Below are 12,453 nucleotides of genomic sequence, written 5' to 3' on the forward strand. Positions count from 1 at the left end.
TTCAGACCTCCGTCCAGTCGAGGATGACCTTGCCCACGCCGCCCGAGGCGGCGACGTCGAACGCCTCGCGCCAGTCGCGCGCCGCGTAGCGGTCGCTGATGATGGATGCCACGCGCCCGCGCAGCTCGGCACTCGTCTGCAGCATCGCGCTCATCGAGTTCCACGTCTCGAACATCTCGCGGCCGTAGATTCCCTTCAGCGTCAGCATGTGCGTGACGACCTTGCCCCAGTCGATGGGGAACTCCTGCGCGGGCAGGCCGAGCATCGCGATGCGGCCGCCGTGGTTCATGTTCTCGATCATCTCGGGCAGCGCCTTGGGCGCCCCGCTCATCTCGAAGCCGACGTCGAAGCCCTCGCGCATGCCGAGCCGGCCCTGCGCCTCGCGCACGCGCTCCTTCGAGACGTCGACGACGTCGTCGGCGCCCATCTGCCGGGCGAGCTCGAGGCGCGCGGGCGAGACGTCCGAGGCGACGATGAACCGGGCGCCCACGTGACGCGCGACCGCGATCGACATGAGCCCGATCGGGCCGCAGCCGGTGACGAGGACGTCCTCGCCGACGACGGAGAAGGCGAGGGCCGTGTGCACGGCATTGCCGAAGGGGTCGAAGATCGCGCCGACCTCGGGGTCGACGGGCGAGTGGTGCACCCACACGTTCTCGCCGGGGATGACGATGTACTCGGCGAACGCACCGTCGCGGTGCAGGCCCACGCCGAGCGTGCGGATGCACATCTGACGACGGCCGGCGCGGCAGTTGCGGCACATGCCGCACACGATGTGCCCCTCGCCCGACACCTTGTCGCCGACCGCGACGTCGTGCACGAGCGGACCGACCTCGACGACCTCGCCGTAGAACTCGTGCCCCGCGATGAGCGGCGTCGCGATGGTCGACGCGGCCCAGTCGTCCCACTTCTCGATGTGCAGGTCGGTGCCGCAGATGCCCGTGCGGAGCACCCGGATCTTCACGTCTGCGGGGCCGGGCGTGGGCTCGGGCCGTTCGACGAACTCGAAACCGGCGCCGGGAGCGGACTTGTAGAGGGCCTTCATCGCAGGGTGACTCCATTGTTCGGCGCACGAACCGCTGGGTGCGGCGGCTCATGCGAGAGGTCCGGTGGGTGCGCCGGATGACTCAGCCATCGTACCGGCGCGAGGTGGATTGTTTCAGGCTCGGCGTCAGCCCTGGACGACGGCGGACGCCTCGACCTGGCCGGCCTCGAAGTAGGCGACGAGCTCGTCGTCGAGCTGCGGCACCTCGACCGTGCCGGCCTCGCCGCGCAGCGACTCGGTCGCCCGGATGCCGACCGCGACGGCCTCGCGCGCGGCGACCGGCGAGGTCGAGGTGACCCCTCCGTCGCGCACGAAGCGCAGGAACTCGGCCACGAGCAGCGCGTCGGCGCCGTCGTGCCCGACGTCCTCGGGCGATTCGGGCACGATGAACGTCTCGTCGGCAGGGGCCGCGCCCTGGTGGCGGCGGTTCCAGAGCCCGACCTCGGAGCCCGAGACGTCGCCGAAGTTCTCGATGCGGCCCTCGGTGCCGATGACCGTGTAGTTGCGCCAGTAGTCGGGCGTGAAGTGGCACTGCTGGTAGCTCGCGAGCACCCCGTTGCCGAGCCGCATGTTCACCATCGAGATGTCCTCGACGTCGATCACCGGGTTGAGCCCGGTCTGCGCGGTCGGCGGCCAGTTGTCGAGGCTGAACCAGTCGCGCATCCGCTCGCCCGAGCGGTCGCGCCGGTCGTCGATGTCGCCGTAGACGCTGAGCGAGCCCATCGCCTGCACCTCGGTCGTGTACGCGCCGGCGAGCCAGTGGATGACGTCGAGGTCGTGCGCGCCCTTCTGCAGCAGCAGGCCGGTGGTCTTCTCGCGCTCGGCGTGCCAGTCCTTGAAGTAGTAGTCGCCGCCGTTGCCGACGAAGTGACGGCACCAGACCGCCTTGACCTCGCCGATGCGCCCCTCGAGGATGAGGCGGCGCATGAGCAGCACCACCGACATGTGGCGCATGTTGTGGCCGACGTAGAGGCGCGTGCCGGTGCGGCGGGCCGTCTCGAGGATCGCGTCGGCGTCCTCGACCGTCACGGCGAGCGGCTTCTCGCAGAAGACGGGCACGCCCGCCTCGAGCGCCGCGATCGCGACGGGCGCGTGCTGGTGGTCGGGGGTGAGCACCATGACGGCGTCGATTCCGCTCGCGAGCAGCTCGTCGAGCGAGTCGGTGACGGATGCCTCGGGCAGCGCCGCGCGCGCCTCGGCGCGCGAGCGCTCCGAGAGGTCGCAGACCGCCGTCACGCGCGAGCCGCGCCCGGGGCGGTGCGCCTCCGAGACGAGGGTCGAGCGCGCGCCGAAGCCGACGATGCCGATGTTCAGATCCACGGGGTGGTGCTCCTTCAGGTGTTCCTGCGTGCGCAGGGTCAATGCGTGCGCGCCGCCCGCGGCGGTGCGTCGAGATCGGTTGAGCCGCCGGGCACGAGCGACCAGACGAACTCGTGCAGCCGGAACTCGTCGTCGGGCTCGAGTGCCCGCGCGACGATGATCTCGGCCTGGCGGCGGTAGAAGTCGGTCGGGCCGACGGTGGTCAGGGTCGGTGCGACGGCCTGCGCGTCGGGGGTGTTGCCGACGCCGATGACGGCCACGTCGTGCGGCACCCGGAGGCCGAGCATGTGCGCCGCGTTGATCGCCGCGATCGCCGCGAAGTCGGTCGTCGCGTAGATGGCGGTGGGGCGGTCGTCGCGCGAGAGCAGCGCCGCCGCCGCCGTGAACGCGCTCGCCTGCGTGTTCGCATACGTCGCGGTGTGCTCGGGCAGCACCGGCAGGCCGTGCTCGCGCATGCGCTCGAGGTACGGGGTGTACCGCGATCCCTCGGCGGCGTGCACGGCGTCCTCGGCCACGAGGCATCCGATCGACGTGTGCCGTTCGAGGAGGTGGTCCATCGCGAGGTAGCAGCCCGGGATCGCGTCGGAGCGGATCACGTCGTAGCCGTTCGGCTCGAGGGTCTCGCTGAAGACCACCAGGCGCTGCCCGCGCTCGGCGAGCGCCTGCACCTTCCGCTCCGCGTCGTCGGTGCCGATCGCGCCGTCGAGGTAGGCGACGTCGCTCTCGACCCGGTCGAGCGCCGCGTACCAGTCGCCGTCGGCGAGGATGAGCGTCGTGAGCCCGTGCCGGTTCGCCTCCTCGTTGACCGCGGCGGCGACGGCGAGCGACCACGGGTCGCTCAGCATGTGCAGCGAGAGCTGCACCGTGTCGCTGCGGCCCGTGCGGATGGTGCGGGCGGCGCGGTTGGGACGGTAGTTGAGCTGCTCGGCCGCCTCGAGCACGCGCTTCGCGGTCGCCTCGGCGACCCCCGAACCGCCGCCGCTGCGCCCTGAGAAGACGTACGACACGGTCGCCGTCGAGACGCCGGCGAGCTCGGCGACCATGCGCAGCGTCGGGCGCCGGCGCGCGGCGGCACTGCTTCCGCCGCCGTGGCCGTTGCCGTTGCCGCCGAGTCCGCCGTTCGTCGTCGACCCGTCAGCGTTCGTCCGCACCATCACGTCACCCCTTCGTTCCCGAGAAGGCGATGCCCTGGATGAACTGCTTCTGCAGGATCATGAAGGTGATCAGCATGGGCAGCGTCGCCAGCAGTGCGCCCGCCATCAGCACAGGGTAGTCAGTGCCGTGGAGGCCGACGAGCTGCGACAGGCCCACCGAGAGCGGCATCTTCTCGGGGTCGGTCGTGACGACGAGCGGCCACAGCAGGTCGTTCCACGACCACAGCACCGTGAAGACCGTGAGCGCGACGATGCCGGGCTTCGCGAGCGGCACCATGACCCGCCAGAACGTCTGCCACGGATTGGCGCCGTCGATGCGCGCCGCCTCTTCGAGCTCGGCCGGCATCGACATGAAGAACTGCCGCATGAGGAAGGTGCCGAAGGCGCTGAAGATGCCGGGCACGATGAGCGCCTGGAGGGTGTTCAGCCAGCCGAGGTTCTGGATGATCTCGTACTGCGGCAGCAGGTAGAGCTGCGAGGGCACCATGAGCACCGAGAGGAACAGCACGAACACCACGTTGCGCCCGCGGAACGGGATGCGCGCGAACGCGTAGCCCGCCATCGTGCAGAGCACGACCTGGCCGACGGTGCGGCCGATCGTGAGCAGCACCGAGTTGAGGAACATCTGGCCGAACGGCATCGAGTCGAAGACCTCGGCGAAGTTGGTCCACACCCACGGGTCGGGGATGACGACGGGCGGCACCTGCACCGAGTCCTGGAACGTCTTGAACGCGGTGAGCGTCTGCCAGACGAACGGGAAGACCATCAGGATCGCGCCGCCGGCGAGCAGGAGGTGCACGAGCCAGTGGCCCCGGTTGCGACGGCCACGAGCGGCGGATGCCCCGCGCCCGCGTTCGCTCGCGGCATCCGCGCCGGTCATCGCCCGGGTGTCGAGGGAGAGGTCACTCATAGTGCACCCACTTCTTCTGCAGACGGAACTGCACGACCGTCAGGATGAGGATGATGATGAGCAGCAGGAACGCAATCGCCGCCGCGTAGCCCTTCTCGTTGTCGATGAATCCCGCCTGGTAGAAGAGGTAGACGATCGTGCGGGTGTTCGGCATCGCCGGGTTGGACTGGCCGAGCATCATGTAGATGAGGTCGAACACCTGCAGTGCGCCGATGACGCTGATCACGCTGACGAAGAAGATGCTGGGGCTGAGGAGCGGGATCGTGATCGAGAAGAACTTGCGCACGGGGCCGGCGCCGTCGAGGTCCGCGGCCTCCATCACCGTGTCGGGGATGCCCTGGAGCCCCGCCAGGAAGATGACGATGTTCGTGCCGAGGCCCGCCCAGATGCCGACGACGGCGATGGCGACGAGGGCCGTGCTCGGGTCGGTCAGCCAGCTCTTGCCGTCGATGCCGAAGAAGCCCAGCGCCTCGTTGAGCACGCCGTAGTCGCCGTTGTAGATCATGCGCCAGACGAGCGCGATCGCGGCGGGCATCGTCACGACGGGGATGAAGTAGAGCGTGCGGTAGACGCCGCGGCCGCGCAGGCCGGTCGTGTTGAGCAGCGCGGCGATCGCGACCGCCAGCGGGATGCCGACGAGGGCGATCACCGTGTACAGCGCGGTGTTGCGGAGGGCTCCGAGCAGTTCGGGGTCCTGGAAGAGGCGCACGTAGTTGTCGATTCCGACGAACTCAGAGCCGCCGAACGGGCCCGACTCGGTGAACGACATGAAGAAGGTGCGCACCGTCGGCCAGAGGTAGAAGGCGAGGAGACCCGCCGCCGTGGGGCCGATGAACAGCAGCGCCCACCACGGCGATTGGCCGGGCCCTCGCCCGCGCCGGCGCCCCCGACCGGGGGCGGCGCCCGGCCGCCCCCGATCGAGTTCGGAGATCGGCGCGCTCGCGCGCTGCGCGATCAGTTCGGTCATGGTGCTACTCCGACTCCGCGTCGAGCGCTGCCTGCATCTCGGTGGCGAGCTGCTGGAGGCCGTCCTTCGGCGAGATCGAGCCGGCCCAGATCTGCGAGAGGACCTCGCTCTCGATCGAGGTCCACGCGGCGGTGTTCTTCGAGACGGGGTAGGCGACCGCGGTGTCGAGCGCGTCGATGTAGACCTGCAGGTCGTACTGGGGCAGCGCGTCGACCCAGGCCTGCTGCTTGCCGTCGAACGCCGGGATGACGGTGCCCGAGTCGGCCATGATGTCGGACGCGGCCTCGCCGCTGGCGAAGGCGGCGAACTCCTTGGCGAGCTCGACGTGGTCGCCCTTCGCGTTCACGACGTTCGCGAGACCGTGGATGACGCTCTGGTTGCCCTCGGGGCCCGCGGCGAGCGGGGCGACGTTCACCTTGTCGGCGATGTCGGGGTTGTCGGCGTAGGCACCGGCGGCCCACGACCCGTTCTGGAACATGGCGACCTTGCCCGAGAAGAAGAGGTCCTCGGGGTTCGTGTCGGTCATCTGCTGCGCGGTGGGCGAGGAGCCCGCGGCGATGAGGTCGGTCCACAGCTCGATGCCCGCGAGCGCCTCGGGGCTGCCGTAGCCCGACTCGGTGCCGTCGGCGCTGATGACCTCGCCACCGGCCTGCGCGATCGAGTTGTAGTAGTTCTCCTGGCCGAACTGCGAGGCGGCGATGCCGTACTGGCCCTTCGCGGGGTCGGTGAGCTTCGCGGCGGTCGCCGCGAGGTCGTCCCAGGTCCATCCGGCCTCGGGGTAGGCGACGCCGGCGGCGTCGAAGAGTTCCTTGTTGTACCAGAGCCCGACGGTGTCGAAGTCCTTCGGAGCGCCGTAGAGCGCACCGTCGTAGGTGTAGAGGTCGACGAGTCCCTGCGGGTAGTCGGCCGGGTCGATGCCCTGGTCGTCGAGCGGGGCGAGCACGCCGTTCGAGGCGTAGAGCTGGAAGTTCGGGCCGTTCATCCAGAAGACGTCGGGTGCCGAGCCGCCCGAGACCGAGGTCTGGAGCTTCGTGAAGTACTCCTTGTACGGCGTGGTGACGAGCTTGACGGTGACCTCGGGGTGCTCCTCCGTGAAGGCGGCGGCGATCTCCTTCATCGCGGCCTCCTGCTTCTGGTCCCAGACGCCGTACTCGAGCGTGACGGCCTCGCCGTCGCCCGATGCCGAACCCGAGTCGCTGCAGGCGCTGAGCGCGAGCGCGGCCGTCGCGGCCAGCGCCACCGCGGCCGCACCGCGGCGGGTGATTGCACTTCGAAGCATCCGATCCTCCTTTGGATCTGTCTCTTGGTGGGGGTCGGCGGTGCTGCGCCCGCCGGATGTTAATCGTTTAGCTAAACGATTAACACGTGACTGTAGCGGCCGCCGGGGCCGCATGCAAGCGTCAGCCGCGAGACGCGGACGAACGGTCCATCTCCGCGCGCCAGGCCGCACGCGCCGCGAGGAGCTCAGCGACGACGCCCGGGTGGTCGTCGTGCACGTCGTGACGCTCGTCCGGATCAGACTCCAGGTCGGCCAGGCGGAGACCGTCGCCCGGCTCGGTGTGCTCGACCCGCCGGATCTCCTCGGCATGCCGCGACCCCGGCTCGACCCAGCTCAGCTTCCACCGGTCGCGGCGCACCGACCACTGCCAGCCGCAGTCCCAGTGGAGCTCGTCGCGCACCGCGCCGCGGTCGCCGCGGAGGAACGCGAGGAGGTCGCGGCCGTCGAGCCCGTCGACGTCGCCGCCCGCCGCGGCGAGCGCGGTCGCCGCGATGTCCATCGAGCTGACGAGGCCGTCGCGCGCGACCCCGCCCGGCAGCGCCGCCGGCCAGCGCACGAGGAACGGCACCCGGACACCGCCCTCGTAGAGGGTGTACTTCGAGCCGCGGAGCGGGGCGTTCACCCCGTAGTTGCAGTGGGAGCCGCCGTTGTCGGTCGTGTACACGACGATCGTGTCGTCGCCGACGCCCAGCTCGTCGAGCAGGTCGAGCAGCCGGCCGATCTGGCGGTCCATCAGCTCGAGCTGCGCGAGGTAGTACGCGCGCCCGTTCGGCAGGTTCGGGCTGATCGCCCCGTCGTACCAGTCGAGGTACTCGGATGCCCCGGGGTACCAGTCCTCGAACTTCGGCAACCCGCGCGCCTCGAGCTCCTCGTCGGGCAGCTGCCAGCAGAAGTTGTGCACGGCGTTGAAGGCGACCATCGCGAAGAACGGCCGATCGTCGTCCTGCGCGATGAAGGCGGCCGCGCGATCGGCGATCTCGTCGGTGAGGAACCCCTCGACCTCGACCGTCTCACCGCCCGCCGACATCGGCTGCACGGCCATCGCCTTCGCGGCGTCGCCGTAGTCGGCGACCGCGGCATCCGAGTGGTGAAGGTAGTTGAGGCGCCCCATCGACTGTCCGGCGAGCCCGTAGAAGCTGTCGTCGAAGCCGTGCTGGGGCGGCGCGCCGCGGTCGCCCTCGCGCTCGGCGCCGTAGTGCACCTTGCCGTAGTACCCGGTGCGGTACCCGACGTCGCGCAGTCGCTCGGCGAGCGAGGGATGCCCCGGGCCCGCCATCGAGGAGTCGTCGAACCAGTGCGCGCCCCAGCGCTGCTGATAGGCCCCGGCGATGAGGCCCGCGCGCGAGGGCGAGCAGACGGGTGCGGTCACGTACGCCTCGTCGCAGGCGACGCCCTCGGCGGCCAGGCGATCGAGGGACGGGGTGCGCACCTCGGGGTCGATGCCGAGGTGCGATCGGTCGGCGTAGCCGTGGTCGTCGGAGACGATCAGGAGGATGTTGGGCGGGCGACGGGCAGGGTCCCCGCTCCGGAGTTCGACCTCGCGTTCGCCGTCCGACCTCGTCATCGCTGCCCCTTCGCCGCTGTTAATCGATTAGCAATCGACGATAGTGCGCCCGCGTCGGGCGGGCAAGCGAGCAACCGGGTGCGGTGGCCGGGCATCTCGGCTACAGTTATCGAATCGATTCGATCCGCGCCGATCACGGGCTCACCGGACGGTGCCGGATCGATGACCGACGACCACCCACTCCACCTCGAGGACCGACATGGCCGAACCGACCGCCCACCACGAGTCGCGCGACCGCGCCGCGGGCGCGGCCCGCTCGCCCCGCGCCCCCCGCGAGCTCGTCGCCTGGCGCAACGCCATCTTCGCGATCTTCTTCCTCTCGGGGCTCGGCATGGCGAGCTGGGTCGCCCGCATCCCCGCGATCCGCGACGACACCGGGCTCAGCACGCAGGGCGTCGGCCTCGTCATCCTCGCCTCGTCGGCCGGCGCGGTGCTCGGCCTCATCGCCGCACCCTGGCTGCTCGCCCGGCTCGGCGCGCGCCTCGGCATGATCGGCGCCCTCGTGACCGTCTCGGCGGGGCTCGTGTTCACGGGTATCGGCGGCTCCGCGCTCCTCCCCTCGGTGCCGCTCGTGGTCATCGGCCTCGCCCTCTTCGGCTTCGGCAACGGCGCCGTCGACGTGATGATGAACGTCGAGGGCGCCGAGGCCGAGCGCGAGATCGGCCGCACGGTCATGCCGCTCATGCACGCCTTCTTCTCCTTCGGCACGGTCGCAGGAGCGGGCGTCGCGGCGGCGGCCTCGGCGGCCGCCGTGCCCGTGTCGATCCATCTCCTGGCCATCGCGCTCGGCATCGCCGTCGCCATCTTCGTGGCCGTGCGCTACGTGCCCCTGCGCGCCGAGGTCGGCGACGACACCCACGCGGACACCCCCCGCCCGCCGTTCGCCGAGCGACTCAAGGCGAACCTCGCCGTCTGGGGCGATGTGCGCCTCCTCCTCATCGGGGTCATCATGCTCGGCATGTCGTTCGCCGAGGGCTCGGCCAACGACTGGCTCGCCCTCGCCGTCGTCGACGGGCACGGCTTCGACGCCACGATCGGCGCGCTCATGTTCGGCGTGTTCACGGTCTCGATCACGGCCGCCCGCGTCGTCGGCGGGCCGATCCTCGACCGGTACGGACGCGTGCCCGTGCTGCGCACCCTCGCGGTCGTCGGCATCATCGGGCTCTCGCTCTTCATCTTCGGCACCGAGACCTGGATGCTCGTCGTCGGCACCGTGCTCTGGGGCGTCGGCTCGTCGCTCGGGTTCCCGGTGGGCATGTCGGCCGCCGCCGATCACCCGACCGACTCGGCGGCGCGCGTGAGCGCGGTCGCGATCATCGGCTACTGCGCCTTCCTCACGGGCCCGCCGCTGCTCGGGTTCATCGGCCAGCAGCTCGGCATCCTGAATGCGCTGCTCGTCATCCTCGTGCTGCTCGTGCTCTCGTTCCTGGCAGCGCCGGCCGCCCGCGAGCGCAGCCGCACCGCCGTCGCAGGCGGCGACGAGGCATCCGACCGCACGTAGACTCGACGGGTGCGTCTCGTCATCGCCCGCTGCTCCGTCGACTACGCGGGGCGGCTCCAAGCCCACCTTCCGCTCGCGACCCGCCTGCTCATGGTGAAGGGCGACGGCAGCCTCCTCGTGCACTCCGACGGCGGCAGCTACAAGCCCCTCAACTGGATGAGCCCGCCCTGCACGCTCGCGACGGGCGAGCCCGACGACGAGCAGCGCGAAGCCGGCATCGTCGAGCTCTGGACGGTCACGCACAAGAAGACGGCCGACCGCCTGATCGTCTCGATCCACGAGGTGCTGCACGACTCCGCGCACGAGCTCGGCATCGACCCCGGACTCCAGAAGGACGGCGTCGAGGCGCACCTGCAGAAGCTGCTCGCCGAGCAGATCGAGTTGCTCGGCGACGGTCACCGGCTGGTGCGCCGCGAGTACATGACGGCGATCGGCCCGGTCGACATCCTCGCGACGGATGCCTCGGGCGCGAGCGTCGCCGTCGAGCTGAAGCGGCGCGGCGACATCGACGGCGTCGAGCAGCTGACCCGCTACCTCGAGCTCATGAACCGCGACCCGCTGCTCGCCCCCGTCACCGGCGTGTTCGCCGCGCAGGAGATCAAGCCGCAGGCGCGCACCCTCGCCGAAGACCGCGGCATCCGGTGCCTCGTGCTCGACTACGACGCGATGCGCGGCGTCGACGACGGCGACTCGCGGCTCTTCTGAGCGGGCGGCGCGAGGCGCTCCTCTCGACTGGCGCGGCGCGGCGAGCGCGGCATCCTCACGACCGGTCTCACCGCCTGAACGTGCGCTGCGGGTTCACTGGGGCCTGCTGTAATTCGAGCATCGCTCGTATTCTCGCGTCCTAGGATGTCACGGTGACTTCACCGACCCTCTCCCCCACCCGTACGTGGTCGGCCGTGCTCTTCGATCTCGACGGCACCATCATCGACTCGGCCGCCGACATCACGGGCTCACTCGCGCACATGTTCACCGAGATGGGCCTGCCCGTGCCCTCGGACGACACGCTGCGCGCCTACGTCGGCCCGCCGCTGCTCGACAGCCTGCGCATGACCGCGGGCTTCTCGGACGCCGAGGCGTGGGAGGCCCTGAACGTCTACCGCGACCACTACGGCGAGCACGTGCTGCGCTCCCCCGTCTTCCCCGGCGTCGCCGGCGTGCTCGAGCGGCTGCACGCCGCCGGCATCCCGATCGCCCTCGCGACCTCGAAGCCCGAGCGAATGGCGCGCGAGGTGCTCGATCACGCCGGACTCAGCGACTACTTCACCGTCATCACCGGTGCGAGCGACGACGAGTCGCGCAGTACCAAGGCCGACGTCGTCGCCGAGGCGCTCCGCCGCCTCCAGACGGAGGGCGTCGACACCACGAACTCCGTCATGGTCGGCGACCGCGGCTACGACACCCTCGGCGCGCTCGCCAACGGCGTGCCGACCATCCTCGTCGAGTGGGGCTACGGCTCGCCCGCCGAGGCCGGCGACGCGATGGCCGTCGTGCACTCGGCCGACCAGCTGCGCTCGCTCCTGCTCGGCTGAGCACTCTGCGGCGGCCCGGTCGACGGGCCGCCGGCCGATTCAGGCGCGCCGATTCAGGCGGCGCCGGGAACGAACAGCCGACGGACGACCCGCCCGTCGGCGAGCGCGTCGAGGCTCTCGTTGATCTCGGCGAGCGGCACCGTGTCGGTGTGCAGCAGCTCCATCGGCAGGCGCCCGGCTCGCCACAGCTCGACGTAGCGGGCGATGTCTCGCGCGGGCGAGGCGTCGCCCATGTAGGAGCCGAGCAGCCGCTTGCCCGCACCCGCGAACTGGAGCGCGGGCACCGACAGCTCCTGCTCGGGGTGCGGCAGCCCCACCGAGACGAGCGCACCGCCCCGCGCGAGCAGCTCGAGGCAGGCGGCCATGACGCGGGCGCTGCCGACGGCCTCGATCGCGACGTCGACGCCACCGTCGGTGAGCCCCGCGACGAGCTCCGCCGCACCCTCGGGCGTGCCGACCGCATCCGCCCCCGCCCGGAGCGCGAGCTCGTGCTTGTCGGTGTTCGGGTCGACCGCGATGACCGTCACGTCGTCGATCTGGGCGGCCGCCATGACCGCCGCGAGCCCGACCGCGCCGAGGCCGAAGACGATCACCGACTGACCGGCCCGCACCTGGGCCGTGTTGAACACGGCGCCCATGCCGGTGAGCGCGGCGCATCCGAACATCGCGGCGATGTCGAACGGCACGTCGCGGTCGATGACGACGAGCGATTCCGCCGCGACGACGGCGCGCTCGGCGAAGGCCGAGACCCCGAGATGATGGTGCACCCGACCGCCCTCGGCGTCGGAGAGCACCGACGGTCCGTGCAGCAGCTCGCCCGAGCCGTTCGCCGCGGCGGCGCGCGAGCACAGCGCCGGCCGGTCGGAGCGGCACTCGCGGCAGGCCCCGCAGCTCGGCACGAAGACGAGCACGACGTGGTCGCCGACCGCGATGCCGTCGACCCCCTCGCCGACCGCCTCGACCACGCCGGCGGCCTCGTGGCCGAGCGCCATCGGCAGCGGGCGGGGCCGCGACCCGTTCACGACCGAGAGGTCGGAGTGGCAGAGGCTCGCCCGCTCGATCCGCACGCCGACCTCGCCGGCCCGAGGGGCGGTGACGGCGAGCGACTCGATCTCGAGCGGACGGCTCACGGCGTAGGGCCGGGCCGCGCCCTGCTCCCTGAGGACCGCGCTACGCATCCT

General features: G+C 70.9%; 11 protein-coding genes. 3 read left to right on the plus strand and 8 right to left on the minus strand.

Annotation, left to right across the window (positions count from 1 at the left end; all coding sequences use genetic code 11):
• Position 1: 1 nt before the first annotated feature.
• From tdh to ACFVTR_RS19080, 7 genes are all read right to left on the minus strand, one after another.
• On the minus strand, positions 2-1,045 hold the full coding sequence (gene tdh, locus ACFVTR_RS19050) for an L-threonine 3-dehydrogenase (RefSeq protein ID WP_387039902.1): 1,044 nt from the start codon (positions 1,043-1,045) through the stop codon (positions 2-4).
• Positions 1,046-1,171: 126 nt separating this feature from the next.
• Positions 1,172-2,365: a Gfo/Idh/MocA family protein gene (locus tag ACFVTR_RS19055; RefSeq protein WP_387039904.1), complete on the minus strand. Its 1,194-nt coding sequence runs from the start codon at positions 2,363-2,365 to the stop codon at positions 1,172-1,174.
• Positions 2,366-2,403: 38 nt separating this feature from the next.
• Positions 2,404-3,519 carry a LacI family DNA-binding transcriptional regulator gene (locus ACFVTR_RS19060; RefSeq protein WP_387039906.1) on the minus strand — a complete coding sequence of 372 codons (1,116 nt, stop codon included), beginning with the start codon at positions 3,517-3,519 and terminating at the stop codon, positions 2,404-2,406.
• Between the two features lie 4 nt (positions 3,520-3,523).
• Positions 3,524-4,429, minus strand: a complete 906-nt coding sequence (locus ACFVTR_RS19065) for a carbohydrate ABC transporter permease (protein WP_376947884.1) — start codon at positions 4,427-4,429, stop codon at positions 3,524-3,526.
• Positions 4,422-5,396 carry a carbohydrate ABC transporter permease gene (locus ACFVTR_RS19070; protein WP_376947882.1) on the minus strand — a complete coding sequence of 325 codons (975 nt, stop codon included), beginning with the start codon at positions 5,394-5,396 and terminating at the stop codon, positions 4,422-4,424. The genes ACFVTR_RS19065 and ACFVTR_RS19070 overlap by 8 nt, the downstream gene beginning before the upstream one ends.
• A gap of 4 nt (positions 5,397-5,400) precedes the next feature.
• Complete coding sequence (locus tag ACFVTR_RS19075) at positions 5,401-6,675, minus strand: ABC transporter substrate-binding protein (protein WP_387039909.1); 1,275 nt, start codon at positions 6,673-6,675, stop codon at positions 5,401-5,403.
• Positions 6,676-6,796: 121 nt separating this feature from the next.
• Complete coding sequence (locus ACFVTR_RS19080) at positions 6,797-8,239, minus strand: sulfatase (RefSeq protein WP_387039911.1); 1,443 nt, start codon at positions 8,237-8,239, stop codon at positions 6,797-6,799.
• Positions 8,240-8,438: 199 nt separating this feature from the next.
• Here ACFVTR_RS19080 and ACFVTR_RS19085 point away from each other — a divergent pair, with 199 nt between their 5' ends.
• The 3 genes from ACFVTR_RS19085 (at position 8,439) to ACFVTR_RS19095 (ending at position 11,272) form a co-directional block, all read left to right on the plus strand.
• A complete protein-coding gene (locus tag ACFVTR_RS19085; protein ID WP_387039912.1) occupies positions 8,439-9,740 on the plus strand; it encodes an MFS transporter in 1,302 nt (433 codons plus the stop codon).
• Between the two features lie 9 nt (positions 9,741-9,749).
• A complete protein-coding gene (gene nucS / locus ACFVTR_RS19090; RefSeq protein WP_387039914.1) occupies positions 9,750-10,445 on the plus strand; it encodes an endonuclease NucS in 696 nt (231 codons plus the stop codon).
• Between the two features lie 152 nt (positions 10,446-10,597).
• The gene (locus tag ACFVTR_RS19095) at positions 10,598-11,272 is read left to right on the plus strand and encodes an HAD hydrolase-like protein (RefSeq protein ID WP_387039916.1); all 675 of its coding nucleotides are present in this window, start codon (positions 10,598-10,600) and stop codon (positions 11,270-11,272) included.
• A gap of 53 nt (positions 11,273-11,325) precedes the next feature.
• On the opposite strand, the gene ACFVTR_RS19100 is transcribed toward ACFVTR_RS19095, so the two are convergent.
• The gene (locus ACFVTR_RS19100; protein WP_387039918.1) at positions 11,326-12,450 is read right to left on the minus strand and encodes a zinc-binding dehydrogenase; all 1,125 of its coding nucleotides are present in this window, start codon (positions 12,448-12,450) and stop codon (positions 11,326-11,328) included.
• Positions 12,451-12,453: the final 3 nt, after the last annotated feature.

This window comes from Agromyces sp. NPDC058126, from assembly GCF_042884595.1.
Taxonomy (GTDB): Bacteria; Actinomycetota; Actinomycetes; order Actinomycetales; family Microbacteriaceae; genus Agromyces.